At 65.5% G+C, this 17,325-nt stretch carries 14 protein-coding genes and 2 pseudogenes; 4 read left to right on the top strand and 12 right to left on the bottom strand.

The features are described 5' to 3' along the window. Positions 1–250: 250 nt before the first annotated feature. Genes AC2JAJ_RS20190 through AC2JAJ_RS20180 form a run of 3 tightly spaced genes read left to right on the top strand, consistent with a single transcriptional unit; the run spans position 251 to position 5,153 of the window. Positions 251–1,591, top strand: a complete 1,341-nt coding sequence (locus tag AC2JAJ_RS20190; RefSeq protein ID WP_221387517.1) for a glutamine synthetase family protein — start codon at positions 251–253, stop codon at positions 1,589–1,591. Between the two features lie 9 nt (positions 1,592–1,600). Further along, on the top strand, positions 1,601–4,612 hold the full coding sequence (locus tag AC2JAJ_RS20185) for a bifunctional [glutamine synthetase] adenylyltransferase/[glutamine synthetase]-adenylyl-L-tyrosine phosphorylase (protein ID WP_486414750.1): 3,012 nt from the start codon (positions 1,601–1,603) through the stop codon (positions 4,610–4,612). Continuing rightward, on the top strand, positions 4,602–5,153 hold the full coding sequence (locus AC2JAJ_RS20180; protein WP_486414751.1) for a GNAT family N-acetyltransferase: 552 nt from the start codon (positions 4,602–4,604) through the stop codon (positions 5,151–5,153). The genes AC2JAJ_RS20185 and AC2JAJ_RS20180 overlap by 11 nt, the downstream gene beginning before the upstream one ends. 201 nt (positions 5,154–5,354) lie before the next feature. Here the strand turns inward: AC2JAJ_RS20180 and AC2JAJ_RS20175 are convergent, their stop codons facing one another. The 7 genes and pseudogenes from AC2JAJ_RS20175 to glnA all read right to left on the bottom strand — a co-directional run bounded on the left by AC2JAJ_RS20175 (position 5,355) and on the right by glnA (position 12,514). Continuing rightward, complete coding sequence (locus AC2JAJ_RS20175) at positions 5,355–6,143, bottom strand: ATP-binding protein (RefSeq protein ID WP_486414752.1); 789 nt, start codon at positions 6,141–6,143, stop codon at positions 5,355–5,357. A gap of 148 nt (positions 6,144–6,291) precedes the next feature. Then, positions 6,292–7,140, bottom strand: a pseudogene (locus tag AC2JAJ_RS20170) (Mu transposase domain-containing protein); the annotation flags it as partial. Positions 7,141–7,200: 60 nt separating this feature from the next. After that, the gene (locus tag AC2JAJ_RS20165) at positions 7,201–8,433 is read right to left on the bottom strand and encodes an IS256 family transposase (RefSeq protein ID WP_486416764.1); all 1,233 of its coding nucleotides are present in this window, start codon (positions 8,431–8,433) and stop codon (positions 7,201–7,203) included. Positions 8,434–8,547: 114 nt separating this feature from the next. Beyond that, a pseudogene (locus AC2JAJ_RS20160) lies at positions 8,548–9,093 on the bottom strand (transposase); the annotation flags it as partial. A gap of 399 nt (positions 9,094–9,492) precedes the next feature. Next, positions 9,493–9,918, bottom strand: coding sequence for an LGFP repeat-containing protein (locus AC2JAJ_RS20155; protein ID WP_486414754.1), 426 nt, complete (start codon positions 9,916–9,918; stop codon positions 9,493–9,495). Continuing rightward, entirely contained in the window at positions 9,911–10,558 is a 648-nt protein-coding gene (locus tag AC2JAJ_RS20150; protein WP_486414755.1) for an LGFP repeat-containing protein, read from the bottom strand. Before AC2JAJ_RS20150 ends, AC2JAJ_RS20155 begins: the two co-directional genes overlap by 8 nt. Before the next feature lie 531 nt (positions 10,559–11,089). Next, positions 11,090–12,514, bottom strand: a complete 1,425-nt coding sequence (gene glnA / locus AC2JAJ_RS20145; RefSeq protein ID WP_221387522.1) for a type I glutamate--ammonia ligase — start codon at positions 12,512–12,514, stop codon at positions 11,090–11,092. 286 nt (positions 12,515–12,800) lie between these two features. On the opposite strand from glnA, the gene AC2JAJ_RS20140 reads away from it, so the two are divergent. Continuing rightward, on the top strand, positions 12,801–13,238 hold the full coding sequence (locus tag AC2JAJ_RS20140; RefSeq protein WP_486414756.1) for an RDD family protein: 438 nt from the start codon (positions 12,801–12,803) through the stop codon (positions 13,236–13,238). A 9-nt stretch (positions 13,239–13,247) separates the two neighbouring features. On the opposite strand, the gene AC2JAJ_RS20135 is transcribed toward AC2JAJ_RS20140, so the two are convergent. The 5 genes from AC2JAJ_RS20135 to lipB form a co-directional block, all read right to left on the bottom strand. Beyond that, positions 13,248–14,174, bottom strand: coding sequence for a DMT family transporter (locus AC2JAJ_RS20135; RefSeq protein WP_486414757.1), 927 nt, complete (start codon positions 14,172–14,174; stop codon positions 13,248–13,250). A gap of 60 nt (positions 14,175–14,234) precedes the next feature. After that, on the bottom strand, positions 14,235–14,606 hold the full coding sequence (locus AC2JAJ_RS20130; RefSeq protein WP_486414758.1) for a DUF3817 domain-containing protein: 372 nt from the start codon (positions 14,604–14,606) through the stop codon (positions 14,235–14,237). A gap of 89 nt (positions 14,607–14,695) precedes the next feature. Next, positions 14,696–15,448: a DUF4191 domain-containing protein gene (locus AC2JAJ_RS20125; RefSeq protein ID WP_486414759.1), complete on the bottom strand. Its 753-nt coding sequence runs from the start codon at positions 15,446–15,448 to the stop codon at positions 14,696–14,698. Between the two features lie 88 nt (positions 15,449–15,536). Beyond that, positions 15,537–16,556 carry a lipoyl synthase gene (lipA, locus tag AC2JAJ_RS20120; RefSeq protein WP_486414760.1) on the bottom strand — a complete coding sequence of 340 codons (1,020 nt, stop codon included), beginning with the start codon at positions 16,554–16,556 and terminating at the stop codon, positions 15,537–15,539. Beyond that, the gene (lipB, locus tag AC2JAJ_RS20115) at positions 16,553–17,230 is read right to left on the bottom strand and encodes a lipoyl(octanoyl) transferase LipB (protein WP_486416765.1); all 678 of its coding nucleotides are present in this window, start codon (positions 17,228–17,230) and stop codon (positions 16,553–16,555) included. Before lipB ends, lipA begins: the two co-directional genes overlap by 4 nt. Between the last annotated feature and the right edge of the window lie 95 nt (positions 17,231–17,325).

Raw genomic sequence — 17,325 nt, 5'->3', positions numbered from 1 at the left:
CGTCCTAGCTACCGCGGCAGCAGGCGGCGAAGGGTGATTAGCGCCATATCGCGGGCACCCGGGCGCCCTGTATCGGCGGCCAAACGGGGGTGCCCCGCCTGCACGCCCGGCCGCGGAGGTTAATGCTGTGTTACGCGCCGCGCAGGCTCAAGCATCGGCGCCGAATGCTTAGTACAGTGTTGATGAACTGCTGCCGGCTTCCCCTGTGCGGGGCCCCGGAGCATGGACGTTGACCGGAGAAGAGGCCATCATGGACCGCCAGCAAGAGTTTGTCCTGCGCACAATCGAAGAGCGCGACGTACGTTTCGTGCGCCTGTGGTTCACCGACGTCGTGGGATCGCTGAAGTCCGTGGCCCTGGCCCCCGCGGAAGTGGAGGGCGCCTTCGAGGAAGGCCTCGGCTTTGACGGCTCCTCCATTGAGGGCCTGGCGCGCGTCTTCGAGTCCGACATGCTGCTGCAGCCCGACCCCGCCACCTTCCAGATCCTGCCGTGGCGCGGGGAGACCGAGCAGACGTCGCGCATGTTCTGCGACATCCTGACCCCCGACGGCGAGCCCTCCACCGCGGATCCGCGCAACGTCCTCAAGCGGACCCTTGCCAAGGCCGCGGACATGGGGTTCACCTGCTACACCCATCCCGAGATTGAGTTCTACCTTCTCAAGTCCCAGGAACTGGGCCCGGACGGCGCTCCGGTGCCGGTTGACGAGGGCGGCTACTTTGACCACGTGCCAGGCGGCGTGGCCCAGGACTTCCGCCGTACCGCCGTCACCATGCTGGAATCGGTGGGAATCTCGGTGGAATTCAGCCACCACGAGGGCGGCCCCGGCCAGAACGAGATCGACCTCCGCTACGCCGACGCCCTGCAGACGGCGGACAACATCATGACGTTCCGCACCGTCATCAAGGAGGTGGCCCTGCAGCAGGGGACCTACGCCACGTTCATGCCCAAGCCGTTCACGGCCCACCCCGGCTCGGGTATGCACACCCACTTCTCGCTGTTCGAAGGCGACAGCAACGCGTTCTTTGAAGCCGGCGCGGAATACCAGCTGTCCAAGACCGCCCGCCAGTTCATCGCCGGCATCCTCAAGCACGCGCCGGAGTTCACCGCGGTGACCAACCAGTTCGTCAACTCCTACAAGCGGCTCTGGGGCGGCGGCGAGGCACCCAGCTACCTCAGCTGGGGACACAACAACCGTTCGGCGCTGGTCCGCGTGCCCCTGTACAAGCCCAGCAAGGGGCAGTCGGCCCGGATCGAGTACCGCGGCATCGACTCGGCGGCCAACCCGTACCTCGCCTACGCCGTCCTGCTCGGCGCCGGTTTGAAGGGCATCGAGGAGGGCTACGACCTGCCGGCCGCGGCGGAGGACGACGTCTGGTCGCTCAGCTCGGCCGAGCGCCGGGCGATGGGGCACGATCCGCTGCCGGCCAGCCTGCACGACGCCATCCGCTCCATGGAGGACTCGGAGCTGTTGCCGCAGATCCTCGGCGAGCAGGTCTACGAGCACTTCCTGCGGAACAAGCGCGCCGAATGGCAGGACTACCGGCTGCAGGTGACGCCCTACGAGCTGCAGCGCAACCTCGGCATCCTCTAGGCGGCCGGCGTGAGCCTGGCACGCCGCCTCATCGCGGCCGGATTCAGCGACCTGGAAAAGGGCGAACGCTTCCTGGCTGCGCGCGAGCTGGAAGGGCTGGACCAGGACAGGCTCTTCGCGGGCCTGCACCTGGCTGCAAGCCCGGACACCGCCCTCCAGTCCCTGGTCCGGCTGATCGAAAAGCACCCGCAGCTGCGGGACCTGGCCGCTGCGGACCCGGAAAAGAGTGAGCCGCTGTACCGGCTGCTCGGCGCCTCCGAAGCGCTGGGGGAGTTCCTCATCCGGCACCCGGAGCACCTCGACGCGTTCGACGTCCGCGTCAGCCCGGAACCCCTGCCTGCCGACCCCGGGCGCCTGCGCGCAACCCTCCTGCAAGCCGTGGGCGCAGACCCCCGGGCTGCCCGCCCTGTCGCCGCAGCCACCGGTTCCGACGCCTACGTTGCCCTGCGCACGGCCTACCGCCGCGGGGTGGTGGACCTGGCCATCAAGGACCTGTGCGCGGCGGACCCGCTGGACTTCATGCCCTCTGTCGGCGGGGAGCTGGCGGACCTTGCCGGTGCCGCCATCGAGGCCGCCCTCGCAGTCTCCCGCGCGGAGGCCGGGGAGCAGTACAGCGCCGCGGACGTGGCGGACGTCGGCCTCGCCGTGATCGGCATGGGCAAATGCGGAGCCCGCGAACTGAACTATATTTCCGACGTCGACGTCATCTATGTGGTGGACGCCGGCGGCCTTGAGGACGCCCAGGCCAACACGATCGGCACGGCCCTGGCGAGCGGCATCTCGCGGGCCATCTCCTCCGTTGCCAGGGAACCCGGTTTGTGGGAAGTGGATGCCAACCTCCGGCCCGAGGGTAAGTCGGGCCCGCTGGTCCGCACCCTCGCCTCGCACGAGACGTATTACGCGCGGTGGGCCGAGAGCTGGGAGTTCCAGGCCCTGCTCAAAGCCCGCACCATCGCCGGCGACGCGGACCTGGGCCGCAAGTACGAGGAGGCCGTGGCCCCGCTGATCTGGAATTCGGCGGGCCGTGAAGGCTTTGTCGAGTCCGTGCAGGCCATGCGCCGCAGGGTCACCGAGCACATCCCAGCGGCGGAAGAGCAACGGCAGATCAAGCTTGGCCGTGGCGGCCTGCGGGACGTTGAGTTCACTGTCCAGTTGCTCCAGCTGGTGCATGGCAAGTCGGATGAGACATTACGACGGCGGGACACCACGTCCGCGATCGCGGCGCTTTCGGCCGGGGGCTATATCGGGCGGTCCGACGCCGCCGCCCTGGACAACGCCTACCGCTACCTGCGCCTGCTGGAACACCGCATCCAGCTGTTCCAGCTCCGCCGCACGCATCTCATGCCGGTTGCCGAGCCCGCGTTGCGGTCACTGGCCAAGGCAGTGCTGGGTCCGTTCTCCAACGAACGGCCGCACCCCGATGCGCTCCTGTCCGCCTGGCAGAAGACCAAGCGCTCCGTCCGTGAACTGCATGAGCGCATCTTCTACCGTCCCCTGCTGAATACGGCGGCGAAACTCAGCAGCGAGGACGCGAGGCTCACGCCCGAAGCGGCAGAGGGCCGGCTCGCCGCCCTCGGGTACCGGGACCCCAAGGGTGCCATGCGGCACATCGAGGCCCTGACCGCCGGTGTCAGCCGCCGCGCGGCCCTGCAGCGGCAGCTCCTGCCCATCCTGCTTGACTGGCTGGCCGAGGGCGTGGATCCCGACGCCGGCCTGCTGGCCTTCCGCCGGATCAGCGAGGCGCTGGGCACCACCCACTGGTACCTCGGCATGCTCCGCGACTCCAACGCCGCCGCCGAGCGGCTCTGCCACATGCTGTCCAATTCCCGGCTGATCGCCGACCTGCTGGAGGTGTCGCCGGAATCGGTGGCCTGGCTGGGGCACGACAAGGACCTGGCCCCGGTTGATTTCCAGGCGCAGTGGCACGAGATCACCTCCAAGATGTCCCGGCACAAGGACCCGGAGAGCGCCATGCGGCTGATCCGTCTGATCCGCCGCCGCGAGATCCTGCGCATTGCGATCGCCGATTCCGCAGGCTTGCTGGACCAGGACCAGGTGGGCAGGGCGCTGGCGGACACGGACCGGGCCGCTGTCCTGGGTGCGCTGCGGGTGGCGGAGGGCATAGTGTCCGCCAACGGGCCCCTGAAGACCGCAGTGCTTGTAGTGGCGATGGGCCGGCAGGGCGGGCAGGAGATCGGCTATGGCTCCGACGCCGACGTCATGTACGTCCACCGGGCCCTGCCCGGCTTTTCCGAGGCCGAAGCGCAGGAGCAGGCCGCCCGCATCGTCGCCAAGGTCTCCAGCCTCCTGACCCAGCCGCTGAAGCCCGCCATCATGGCCGAACGCGTCCTCCAGATGGATCCCGATCTCCGGCCGGAGGGAAAGAACGGCGCCATGGTCCGTTCCCTTGAGTCGTTTGCCGAGTACTACCGCCGCTGGTCCCTGATCTGGGAGGCCCAGGCGCTGCTGCGGGCGCGCCCCATGGCAGGCGACGACGGCCTCGCTGCAGACTTCATCCAGCTCGTCGATCCCATCCGCTACCCCGAATCCGTGTCGGAGCAGGATGTACGGGAGATCAGGCGGATCAAGGCCCGCGTCGAATCCGAACGGCTGCCACGTGGCGCCGACCCCGCCCGGCACCTCAAACTGGGCCGCGGGGGACTCAGTGACGTTGAGTGGCTCGTCCAGCTGCTCCAGCTCCAGCACGCGGGCAAGCATCCGGAGCTGCGGACCACCTCCACCGTGGAAGCCCTGGAAGCCGCGGCGGAGCTGGAACTGCTGGCCGGGCGGGACGCAGCCCTGCTGGTCCGGGCCTGGCGGCTGGCAAGCCGGATCCGGTCCGCCAACGTCATCTGGAACGGCAAGGCCTCCGACCTCCTGCCCTCCTCACGCCGGGACCTTGAGGCCGTGGCGCGCTGGTGTGGCTATGAGCCCGGCAATGCCACCGCGCTGGAGGAGGACTACCTGCGGGTGAGCCGCCGTGCACGGGCAGTCTTCGAGCGTGTCTTCTATGGGCAGTGACAGCTGCACGGGCGGGCCGGTATGGCTCATTCCGCTGCGGGACCTGGACGCCGACGCCCGTGCAATCCAGTTGGGCGCTGTTGCGGAGCTTGAACTGGCTCCCGGGCAGGAACGCTTCGTCGGTGATCCGCTGAGGATGGCCCTTGCCGGACTGGCGGAAGCGGCGCGGCGGCCGTACGTGATCGAATGGGCCGGCGCCGTCGTCGGCCTGCTGACCCTGCAGGCGGGGGCGGCGCGCCTTGCCGGCTGGCCCGACGACCACTCCGCCTGGCTGCTGCGCGGCTTCCTGATCGACCGGCGGCACCAGGGCTCGGGCCTCGGGACGCGCGCTGCTGCCGCCGCTGCGGAGGCCGCGCAGAAGCTCACCATGAGGCACCAAAGCGGCCAGTCCGGCGTCGTACTCTCCGTCAATGAGGCGAACCCGGCCGGCCTGTCCGCTTACCGCCGCGCCGGCTATGTTGATTGCGGCCAATACACGGGCGGATCGGCCGGGCCGCAGCGGACCATGTTCCGCGCCTTTGCCGGCGCTCCGGCGGCGTAACGGACGGTGCCGGCGTTGCGCTCAGCAACCGTTTGCCCGATTATGTGGATTGACTGTCAACGGCAACTTAGAAATGACCGGTGGCGGCAGGTTGGTTTGCCCGCTGGCGGCAGGTGTTTGACCGGTCGCGGCAAGTATTTTTGGACAGGGTCAGGCGCCCCGGGCGTGCCGGGTTTTGGGGCGCCTGACCGGGGTTTTGGGTTAGCTCATCGGGCGGGTTCCTTTCCCGTTTTGGGCTTGCATGAGCCTGACGGACTCGCCGCTGGTTTGGCAGAGGTGGGCGTGGTGGAGAAGCCGGTCCACGGTCGCGGTGGCGATGGTTTTGGGCATGAGCTCATCGAACCCGGAGGGGTGGATGTTCGAGCTGATCGCCAGGGACCGCTTTTCGTAGGAGGCTTCCACGACCCGGTAGAAGCCCTCGACTGCGTCGGCGGAGACCGGCAGCAGGCCTATGTCGTCGATGCAGATCAAATCCACGTTCGTGGCGCGGGTGATGGCTTTGTTGACGCTGTCATCGATGCGGTGCCGTCGCACGAGAGCGCCGAGGTCTTCCATGCTGAGCCAGGACACGGACATGCCCTGATCGATGGCCAGTTGGCCGAGGGCTTCCAGAAGCAGGGTCTTGCCGGTGCCGGAGGGCCCGCAGGCAATCAGGTTCTCCCGCCGCCGCACCCATTCCAGGGTCCGCAGGAACGACGTTGTTGCAGCCGGCAGGGTGGAGAGGGCTTCGTCCCAGACATCGAAGGTCTTCCCGGTGGGGAATCCGGCACGTTTGCGCCGGGTGGCCAGCATCGAGGCGTTCCGGCCGGTGGCTTCGGCTTCGAGCAGGACGCGGACGACTTCGGTGGGGTCCCAGCGTTGGGCTTTCGCGGTGGCAAGGACCTCGGCGACCACAGCGCGGGCGTGCGGCATCCGGGTCGTGCGCATCAGCGCGATCACGTTCTCCACCGCCGCGTCAGCCAGGGGCGGGGTCATGGTGTTAGCGCTCATCGATGGCTCCTTCAAAGTCTTCATCGCTGGTGGTGTTAGGGGCGGTGCCGAAGTTGGCCCAGGCGCTGGTGCCCTGACTCAGCCACCGGCCCTGGTCGGTGACGGTGTGGGTGGCCCCGGTCGTGTGGCTTTTCCCGTTGCCGGTGTTGACGATGGAGATCAGGTCCTCGTGGGTGAAGCGCTGGTGCACCGCTGCCGCTCCCAGGCCCTTGTCGACCTCGTCGGCGCCAAGGACCTTGGCGAGGGTGACGGCGCGTTCCATTTTGTGCCGGATCTTCTGGGTGCCCGCGGCGGCGGCTTCCTTGAGCCAGAGCGCGGCGCCGGCGCCGAGGGCCAGGAACTCCTCCTCTGCCTTGTTCGTCGGGCGGATCACCCGTTCCAGGGCCCCTGCAGGGGCGGGCGGGAAGTGGGTCTCGATGATCGCGGGGATGCCGGGGCGGGTGAGCTTATGCCGGGCGACCTCGACCGGGCCGGAGTCCCCGACGTGGACGATGATCACCTCGGTTTCGGTGCCCCGTACCCACACCATCTGACCCATCAGGGTGTGCGGGACGGAGTACCGGGATTGCTGGAAGGTGATCATGGGCATGTTCGGCGGGACCTGCCGGGTATGGCCGAAACTCGCCGTCACCGGGGTCGCCGGGACCGGGTGCAACCGGGGCTGTTCGAGAACCCGGAGCATGTCCTTCGGGATCTCAAGAGTGGCCCGGTGCACCCGCGAATTCACCTCCTCCATAAACACCTCACAGGCCGCCTCCAGCTCGGCGAAAGACCGGTACTCGGGCAGCAGATTGGTCTCTTTCGGGACGAGGTCGGCTTTGGCGATCTTCACCGCGTTCTCCACCCCGCCCTTCGAGGCCGGGTCCGCCGGCAGACACGTCTGCAGCGAGGTTGAATAGTGCCTCGCGAAGGCCACGATCTGATGGTTGCGGACCGGGACCCCGGCGACGTGCTCGACCGTGACGGTCTTCTCGTTATCCGTCAAAATGTAGGTCGGAACCGGGGGTGTCAAGTTTTCTGTGTAAGGGACCGGTCGGTTATCCGTTCTGCCGGGTGGTCAGATGGGGAGTCGGTTGGGGAATTGCACGGCGAAGGCGTTCAGTGCCTGGTGCCAGCCCAGTGTGCCGGTTCCGAGCTCACCGCCGCGGGTGGTTTCGATGTTCCGGATTCCCAGATAGACGAGCTTGATCGCGGCCTCGTCGGAGGGAAATGATCCTCTGGTTTTGGTGATCTTCCGCAGCTGGTAGTTGATCGATTCGATCTGGTTCGTGGTGTAGATGACCTTGCGGATCTCCGGGGTGAAGGCCAGGAACGGGGTGAAGTCCTCCCACGCGTTCCGCCACGCCAGCACCGCCCCGGGAGCCGTGCTCTGCCAGGTCTCTGCGAAGGCTTCCATCGCCAGCTCGGCCGCCTGTACGGTCGGTGCCGTGTAGATCGGGCGCATGTCCCGGGCCATGGCCTTGCGTGCGTTGTAGGAGGCGTATTTCATGGCCGAGCGCAGCAGGTGCACGACGCAGGTCTGCACGACGGTCTGGGGGTAGATGCTGTTCACGGCTGCCGGCAGCCCGGTGAGCCCGTCGCAGCACAAGATCAGAATGTCGGACGCTCCGCGGTTACGGATTTCGGTGAGCACGTTGGCCCAGAACTTCGCCCCTTCGCTGGTGCCCAGCCACAGACCCAGGACCTGCTTGCGGCCCTCCACATCCACCCCGACGGCCACGTGGCAGGCCTTATTCACCACAACCCCGCCGTCCCTGATTTTCAGCCAAATAGCGTCAATATAGACAATCGGATACACCGACTCCAGCGGCCTGTTCTGCCATTGGGCGACTTCGTCGGCGATCACGTCCGTGACCCTGGAAATCGTCGCCGCGGAGACCTTGGTCCCGTAGATCTCATCAAGGTGGGAGCCGATATCTCTGGTGCTCATGCCGCGGGCGTAGAGGGAGAGGATCATATCCTCGACCTTGCCCAGCCGGCGGGCCCGCTTGGGCACGATCACCGGCTCGAAGGAACTGTTCCGGTCCCGGGGCACGGTGACCTGCACCGGCCCCTGAAGGGTCTGCACGCTCTTGGTGGTTTTGCCGTTGCGGGAGTTACCCGTGCCCTGCCCGGCAGGGTCCCCGGACTCGTAGCCGAGGTGGTCGCTCATCTCGGTTTCCAGGGCCCGTTCCAGGACCGCGCGGGTCATCCGGGAGAGGAGCTCCTCAACACCATTGCGGCCCTCTCCAAGGTCCTCCGCCGCGGTGACAAGAGCGTCGATCTGGTCGGCGCTCAAAACGCCTTCCAAGGGGTTGGTTGTCGTACTAATTTCGGCCAAGAGGGCCCGTCCTTTCAAGGGTAAAACCGCAGGTCAAACCCTAGTTAGAGACCGGACCCTTACACACTCAATGAAACACCCTCTCGGAACCCCGCCGATCAGCCGGAACGCCCTGTCCAGGGCGGCGAACACGCTCGGCATGGTCTTATCCCGCAAAGCAATCACAATCCGGAACCGGGAGAAGGCCAGCCAGGCCACGAACAGCACGGTCTTCACCCCGTCAACGACGGGTCCGTCGCCGTAGTCATACTGAAGCCACAGACCCGGCTCAGGAGTCCAAGGACGGTGCACACGCACGTTCCGGGCCCGGTATTTCGCCTTCAGTTCAGCCAGCGTGGTCCTGGTCGTCCGCTCACACCCGGTGAACCCCAAAGCGACAAGTTTCTCATGCACCACATCGCCGCGGATCTTCCCGCGGGACTGCTCGACCCAGGAGATCAACTGTGGCAGGAACGGGTCAGTCATCCGGCCGCGCTGCCGGGCCACCGGCGCCTGCGCACCGTCCTGGCGGGCTTTCACATAAGAGCGGACCGTGTTGTGTGAGACGCCGCAGATCTTCGCGGCATCCCGGTACGACCGGGTTAAATCGTAAGCAGCTAAAATTTCCATGAACTCTCCTGGAGACTTCACAACGAGCCCCTTCCTTCCCACAACGGGTGAAACACAGACGATTGGCATCGCCATTTCACCGCGGAAGGAAGGGGCTCTCCCCGTAACGACACGAGGGATGGACAAGAGGAATCCCAGCACGCCTAGCCACACACCGTGGCCTACTGCTGTCCAAAAATGCTTGCCGCCGCTGGTCAAAACCACTGCCGCGAACGGTCAACCAGTTTTGCCGTCTCCGGTCAGTTTAAAGTTGCCGCTTACAATTGACGGTGTTCTCCAACCTTGTTGGGGGGAAGGCTGGACAGAGTCTTCGTCTCGGGGGGCATTCGTCAAGGGGGTCCGGCTCCCGGTCTCAGCACGTCTGGAGCCGGGCCTCCACCTTAGCCGGGATCCTGCCGGCTTCGAAGGTGCCGGGACCCGCTAGTGAGCGTCCGGGGTGTACTCGATCCTGACACCGCCCGGATACCACGTGATGCGGCCACCTTGGAAGTCCTGGGCTCTGCCGCTGATGATTCCGTATTCGTTCGTCGTGGGGTAACCGAGGCGGCCGGCTTCCGAACCTTGACCAACCCATGCGGAACGGATCCCGCCGGTGATGATCCTGGTGCCGGCGCTGGGCGACCACACGATTTCGCCGTACTGGAAGTACTGCTTCGCACCACCGCCGGTCAGGCCGGCGATTTCGTTGCTGGTCGGGTAACCAAGGCCGCTGTTGGGCCCACCCATGCTGAGCCAGGCCGCAGCTATGCCGCCCAGGATGAAGTGGGCGCCCGTAGACGGGGAGTAGACAATCTGGCCATACTGGAAGGCTTGGGTGACGCCGCCGTTTGCGGTGGCGTTATTCATCCGTTGTGGGATAGCCAAGGCCACTGAGCGGGCCGCCGAGGGATTCCCACGTCGCCCCGATACTGCCCTTGATAATGTGTGAGCCGGTTGCGGCGCCCCAGTAGACCTTGCCGTATTCGAAGCCCTGCATGACACCGCTGGCCACCAGGGTGTACTCATTCGTCGTGGGGTAGCCGAGTTCGCCCGCAGCGCCGCCAGCGTTATCCCACGTGGCACCAATGCCGCCTTTGGTAATCCTCGCGCCATTGAAATAGGACCACGAGATTTTGCCAAATTGGAAATTCTGGGTCACGCCGCCGGCTGTGAGTGCGCGCTCATTTGCATGCTCATCGGAGGTCGGATAGCCGAGCTCGCTGTCCTGCGCACCAATGGACCGCCAAACAGCATTGATGCCCCGGATGGCCATGAAGGCGCCATACTGCTGAAGATATGCGATGGTGCCATTCTGGAAGAGCTGGTAGGCGCCACCGAAACGCTGGTTTGTGAACTCCTGGGAGGTAGCTTCTCCGAGGATGGCCGACGCGGTTTCGTATTTAGCGCCGATGGCCCCCTCCACTGGGTAGCTTTCGCTGGCGACATTCGGTGTAGGGCTGGCGGTGCTTGTTGGTGCAGCCTCCGGTGACACAGTTGGAGCTGCCACTGCCCGTTCCGAGGCTTGGTTGCTGCTTGGCACCGGCGCGGGCGCCGGCATGGTTGTAGCAGCAGGTGCCGCCTCGGTGGGCGCAGGCGTCGGCTGAATTCCTGTCGACGCTGGGGCTGGTTCGGTCGGGAAGTAGCTTGGCTTCGTAAGCTGATCAGTCGTTACCGCGGTGGTTGGTGCTGCGGTGGCCGGTGCAACGGATCCGATGCTGGAAGTTGCAATGGCGAGTGAAGCAGCGGCCGCCAGTAGCCGCCTCTGAGATGCCCCCATGGATTTTCTTTTCTCATAGTGCTGCCGCTGGTGCAGCGGTTGATGATAGGAGGAGCATAAGTTACCGGCGTGACAAATAGGGAGAAACATCCAACAATGCTTGCCTTGTGACGAAACGGCCGCCGCGGGGACCTACCCGCCAAGGTTTCAGGAGCATTGAACGCGAAAAGGCCGGCCTCAGGGGTAAACCTGAGGCCGGCCTTTCCAAATCCGGTTCCTGCGGAGTGTGCGGACGATGCCGGCTCTACCCGCGGGATCTACCTAGACGCCGTAGTAGAGCTCGAACTCGTAGGGGTTCGGGCGCAGGGACAGCGGGCGGATCTCGTTCTCGTACTTGTACTCGATCCAGGTGTCGATCAGGTCCTGGGTGAAGACGCCGCCGGCCTGCAGGAACTCGTTGTCCTCGCGCAGGGCCTCCAGCGCTTCCTCCAGGGTGCCCGGAGCCTTGGGGATGTCCTTGGCTTCCTCGGCGGGAAGCTCGTAGAGGTCCTTGTCGATCGGAGCCGGCGGTTCAATCCGGTTACGGATGCCGTCGATGCCGGCCATCAGCTGGGCAGCGAACGCCAGGTACGGGTTGGAGGAGGGGTCCGGAGCGCGGAACTCGATGCGCTTGGCCTTCGGGTTGGAACCGGTGATCGGGATACGGATACCGGCGGAGCGGTTGCCCTGCGAGTAGACCATGTTGACCGGGGCTTCGAAACCCTTGACCAGGCGGCGGTAGGAGTTCACCGTCGGGTTGGTGAAGGCCAGGACGGCGGAGGCGTGCTTCAGCAGGCCGCCGATGTACCAGCGGGCGGTGTCGGACAGGCCGGCGTAGCCCTTCTCGTCGTAGAACAGCGGCTCGCCACCGTTCCACAGCGACTGGTGGCAGTGCATGCCGGAGCCGTTGTCACCGAAGACCGGCTTGGGCATGAAGGTCACGGACTTGCCCCAGGCGTCAGCCGTGTTCTTGATGACGTACTTGAACTTCTGCAGGTCATCGGCAGCGTGGGTCAGGGTGGTGAACTTGTAGTTGATCTCTGCCTGGCCGGCGGACCCAACTTCGTGGTGGCTGCGCTCGACCTCAAGGCCGGCCTCGTCCAGGGCAACACACATGGCGTCGCGCAGGTCGGCCTGCTTGTCGGTGGGGGAGACCGGGAAGTAGCCGCCCTTGACGGGGGTCTTGTAGCCCAGGTTGCCGCCCTCTTCCTCGCGGCCGGTGTTCCAGTGGGCTTCCTCGGAGTCGATCTTGTAGAAGCTGCCCTCGGGGGAGGACTTGTACTGGACGTTGTCGAAGACGAAAAACTCGGCCTCGGGTGCGAAGAAGGCGGTGTCCGCGATGCCGGTGGAGGCCAGGTAGGCTTCAGCCTTCTCGGCAACGCCGCGGGGGTCGCGGTGGTAGGGGTCGCCGGTGCGGGGGTTCACGATGGAGAAGTTCAGCGCGAGCGTCTTCTCCATGCGGAACGTGTCCAGGAACGCGGTGGTGACGTCCGGGATCAGCTGCATGTCAGATTCGGCAATGCCCTGGAAGCCGCGGATGGAGGATCCGTCGAAGAGCTGGCCGTTGACGAAGAAGTCGGCGTCAACACTCTTGGCGGGGACGTTGAAGTGCTGCTGGACGCCCGGAAGATCGGTGAAGCGGATATCGACGAACTTTACATCTTCGTCCTTGATGAACTTGAGGACTTCGTCCGCAGTCTTGAACATCTATGCTCCTAACGCATATGTAAATATCTGGCATGCAAGCCATGTGATCCAGCGCAATCCAAAGGCAGGGAGAACGCACTGTTTTCCCTGCTGCGTGCACCTGCCGTGGGATTACTTGAAACTGCTAACAGACTATGGATGCGGCATTTCCCGTCCGTGTCCGCATTGTTTCGGGCAGGTTACAGAATGCCCTGCTATGACCACGCTATCGTCAGTCCACACTGTGGTCGAGTCCTATCCACAGTGTGGGCGCGTCCGCTGCCGGCAGGGCCGGTAGGCTTGGACGGTGGTAGATCGCAAAGACATTGGGTCCTGGCTCAGCGGACCGGACACCTCCGGCATCTCCAAGTATCCCGGGGAACGCCTGGGCCTGCCGGAGTCCGGGCCCGGCTCCATTGCCAGGGCAGGCCGCAGGATCGCGGCGATCATGATCGACTGGGGCATCGCCCTGCTGATCAGCAACTTTGCCTTTGCCGGGGACTCCTGGGCCACCCTTGCGGTCTTTGCGATCGAGCAGATCCTCCTGGTGGGGACCCTCGGCTACAGCATCGGCCACCGCGCCATGGGCATCGCCGTGGTGAAGCCAGGCGGCGGGACGCCGGGTCCGCTCGCGGCATTGGTGCGGACGCTGCTGCTGTGCCTGGTGGTACCGGCAGTGATTTTCGATCCCGACCAGCGCGGTCTGCATGACAAAGCCATGAACACACTCCTGATCCGCCGGTAGCGGTCCCGCTTACGCCTCCGGCAGTGCCCCGGTCCGTCTCTGCCGACGGAAGGCCGGAGCGTTGGTCACCACCACGCCCGCAATGACGACGGCGCCGCCCACCAGTTGGGCGGTCGTGTGGAGTTGCCCGGCAAGGACGGTCAGAATCGCGGTGAAGACGGTGATGAGGTTGAGGAACACTCCCGCGCCGGCCGCAGGCAGGACCGTCAGGGCCCGGTTCCACAGCAGGTACGACAGCACCGACGGGAAGATGGCGATAAACAGCAGTGATGCCAGCGCGGCACCTGTTGGAGGAAGTGCCAGGCCGCCCGTGGCGAAGCGGACCGGGCCCAGAATGGCCACGACCACCGCCGCCTGCACTGCTGTTGCGGTAATAGGCGGGATCTTCGGTGCCAGCCGGCCTGTGATGGTGTACGCAGTCCAGACTACGATGGCGCCCACCATGAGTACCTCGCCGGTGCCGAAACCGGCGGCCACCAACCGCCCTATATTCCCCCCGCTGATGACAATCAGGACGCCCGCCAGGGCCAACAGGACACCTGCCACCGCCAGCGGTGTGAGCCGTTCGCGCAGGAAGACTGCGGCAGCCAGGGTGATGAGCGCCGGGTTAAAAGCGTTGATCAGCGAGGCATTGAAGGCATCAGTGTGCTCCAATGCGAAATAGAGGAGCAGGTTGTACCCGAGCAGGCCCAGCATGCCCAGCGACAGCAGCCACGGCCACGCGGCGAGGACCGACCGCCAGCAGGGCCGTTCCACGAGCTGCGCTATGACGACCAGCGGTACCAGCGCCAGCAACCACCGCAGGAAGACAAGGCTCAGCGGGTCGATGCTCTGGACGGCGCCGGCACCCACCACATAGTTCCCTGCCCAGAACAGGGTTGCGCCCAGCAGGGAGAGAACGGCTACGGCCCGCCGGCGGCCCGGGCTTCCCTTCACTGGGTCCGTGACCCTTGTTCCCGCATTGGTGGACTCCAACCTCTCCGCCCCTGTCCGCGCCTACGCCCGGCTGGGTTCAAGGTCATCGGCAGCGTTGTCCGTGTGTGCGCCACTGAGGTGCCCGCGCCTTCCCGCCCACCTTTCGAACCAGATGGTGGCAAAGGGGAAGACAGCGGAGATACCGGCCAGCACGGCAACCAGGAACGGCCAGCGCTGGACGCGCCACAGGATGAGAGCGGCAAGCCCGTAGCCCACGAACAGGGCCCCGTGGATCGGCCCGGCCACCTGGACGCCCACCTCCGTGGTGCCGGCAATCCATTTGAAGTACATGCCGGTGAGCAACGCCGCCCAGCTGAATGCTTCTGCAACGGCAAGGATCCGGAAGGCGCGGAGGGCGGTTGTCCGCAGGGGCATGGTGAGACGTCCTGTCATGAGCTGAGGTTTGGCGTAGAAGGCCGCCGGTCCGGGGGCAAGAAAAACGCCCCGGTGGCCGGGCGGTGCCGGCGCCGGGGCGCTTGTTCCTAGCGTCCGCGGTTGGGACGGGCTTTGTACGGGTCGATGCCCTTGGGGATGGGAAGCCGGGTGCCCATGGATGCGATGCGCTTGGACACGGTGCTGACCTCCAGCTTGGTCAGTTCGTTCTTCATCTTGCCCATCTGCTTCGCCACCTGGCTCAGCGGAACCTGGCCTTCGCCGTGCCCGGTCTGGATGGTGTGCACCGGAACGTTGGGCAGGATCCGGGCCAGCCGCTTGCGCTCGGCATCAAGCAGCGGCTTCACCCTGTGGGTGGGCCCTTCGCTGACCAGCACGACGCCGGGACGGCCAACGGCGCGGAATACTGCATCCTGGGTGCGGGGATTGACAGCCACCGGCTGTTCTTCAGTGATCCAGCCGCGGCGGAGCGTGCCCAAGGCGGCGCCGGAGGCGCCGGGCTGGTTTTCAATCTGGGCGAACGCCGCACGTTCGGCGCGGCGCGACAGGATGAAGGTAGCGGCCAGCAGGCCCAGCGGAATACCGATGATCAGGCCCGTGATCCAGTTGTCCAGCCAGAAGCCCACCAGGAAGCTGACGGCCACAACACCCAGGAAGACCAGCAGCATGAGCCACGGGACCATGGGGTCGTGGCGGCGGGTCATAGTGAAGACCTCGCCGATCTGCTTGAACCTGCTGGGCTTTTTGGCCTTTGCTTCCTTCGGCTTGCGCGTGAACAGGCCGCGCTTCACCGCGCTGGAGCCCGCCGGGGTGGGGTTGCTGGAGTCAGGGGATTTCGCCATAGTGCCTCAATTCTACGTGACTTAAAGCCAAGGGCCGGACGCCGGAATCTTCCGGTGTCCGGCCCTTGGCCACTGCTTTCCCCCGGCCTCAGGAATGGGCGGCGAGGAGGCTGCTGGCTTCCTGGCGGGTGGTGCCGGAGTCCTGGATGCCTTCGGCGATGTGGGCGAGTTCGGCGGGGATGTCGCGGCCTTTCTTGCGCATCGCGGTGGCCCAGAGCCGGCCGGCGCGGTAGGAGGAGCGGACCAGCGGGCCACTCATGACGCCGAGGAAGCCGATCTCGTTGGCTTCTTCCTGCAGGTCCACGAATTCCTGCGGCTTGACCCAGCGGTCCACCGGCAGGTGCCGCTCTGACGGGCGCAGGTACTGGGTGATGGTGATCAGGTCACAGCCGGCCTCGTGCAGGTCCTTCAGGGCTTCACTGATTTCTTCCCGGGTTTCGCCCATGCCCAGGATCAGGTTGGACTTGGTGACCATCCCGTGCCGGCGGCCCTGTGTGATGACGTCCAGGGAGCGGTCGTAGCGGAACGCGGGGCGGATGCGCTTGAAGATCCGGGGGACGGTTTCGACGTTGTGGGCGAAGACTTCGGGCCTGGAGTCGCAGATCGCCTTGATGTGGTCGGGGTTGCCGGAGAAGTCGGGAATGAGCAGTTCGACGCCGGTGCCGGGGTTCAGCTCGTGGATCTTGCGGACGGTTTCGGCGTAGAGCCAGACGCCTTCGTCGTCGAGGTCGTCGCGGGCGACGCCGGTGACGGTGGCGTAGCGCAGCTGCATGGATTGGACGGAGCGGGCCACCTTGGTGGGTTCGAACCGGTCCAGGGGTGAGGGTTTGCCGGTGTCGATCTGGCAGAAGTCGCACCGGCGGGTGCATTCGGAGCCGCCGATCAGGAAGGTCGCTTCCTTGTCTTCCCAGCATTCGAAGATGTTGGGGCAGCCGGCCTCTTCGCAGACGGTGTGCAGGCCTTCCTTCTTGACCAGGTTCTTCAGCCCGACGAACTCGGGCCCCATCTGGACCTTGGCCTTGATCCACTCCGGCTTGCGTTCGACCGGAACCGCAGCATTACGCTGCTCGATCCGCAGCATCTTCCGGCCTTCAGGTGCCAATGTCACAGTAGAGCTCCTTCAGGGCTCGAAACCAATGCTTCTTCGTGCTTGCGGAATTCCTCCACAAACCGGTCCACGATCTGGGCCGGCTGGATGTCCTGTCCTGTCTCCAGGGACATCGTGGTCACCCCCGCGTCGGTGATGCCGCAGGCGATGATCTGGCCATACGGTGCCAGGTCGTTGCTGCAGTTAATGGCAACGCCGTGCATGGTGACGCCGTTCAGGACGCGGATGCCAATGGCGGCGATCTTGCGGTCCGGGCCATTGGCGTCGGCCTTGATCCACACGCCGGCGCGGCCCTTGATGCGCTCGGCATTGATGCCGTAGTCCGCCAGGACGGTGATCATGATCTCTTCGAGGCGTTCAACGTAATCCCGGATGCCGGAGCGGTTCTTCAGCTTCAGGATGGGGTAGGCAATCAACTGTCCGGGCCCGTGCCACGTCAGTTTCCCGCCACGGTCCACCGGAACGACCGGTGTGCCGTCGAACGGCCGTTCGTGGTCCTCGGTGAGCTTGCCAGCAGTGTAGACGGCGGCGTGCTCCAAAAGCAGGACAGTGCTGGGGGCAGCGCCGGCGACAACCTTGTCGTGGAGTTCGCGCTGGGCATCCCAGCCGTCCATGTAATCGACGAAGTCAGGGGCAAGACCCAGCTGTGAAAACTCAAGAGTCATGGCATCCAGCTTAGTCCCCGAAGCCGCGCGCTCCCGGTTTAGTGTCCAAGCTCACCGCCCGCCCTGGAACGTCGTGAGCTCGCCATGCCTGTGGATAACTCCTG

The organism is Arthrobacter sp. MOO21 (genome assembly GCF_057369995.2).
Note: the sequence above shows the minus strand (reverse complement) of the source record. Positions and strands in the feature narration are given on the sequence as shown.

Coding starts and splice junctions, on each gene's coding strand:
- AC2JAJ_RS20190 (WP_221387517.1), top strand. CDS start 251: ATGGACCGCCAGCAAGAGTTTGTCCTGCGCACAATCGAAGAGCGCGAC.
- AC2JAJ_RS20180 (WP_486414751.1), top strand. CDS start 4,602: ATGGGCAGTGACAGCTGCACGGGCGGGCCGGTATGGCTCATTCCGCTG.
- AC2JAJ_RS20175 (WP_486414752.1), bottom strand. CDS start 6,143: ATGAGCGCTAACACCATGACCCCGCCCCTGGCTGACGCGGCGGTGGAG.
- AC2JAJ_RS20155 (WP_486414754.1), bottom strand. CDS start 9,918: ATGAATAACGCCACCGCAAACGGCGGCGTCACCCAAGCCTTCCAGTAT.
- glnA (WP_221387522.1), bottom strand. CDS start 12,514: ATGTTCAAGACTGCGGACGAAGTCCTCAAGTTCATCAAGGACGAAGAT.
- AC2JAJ_RS20130 (WP_486414758.1), bottom strand. CDS start 14,606: ATGACAGGACGTCTCACCATGCCCCTGCGGACAACCGCCCTCCGCGCC.
- AC2JAJ_RS20125 (WP_486414759.1), bottom strand. CDS start 15,448: ATGGCGAAATCCCCTGACTCCAGCAACCCCACCCCGGCGGGCTCCAGC.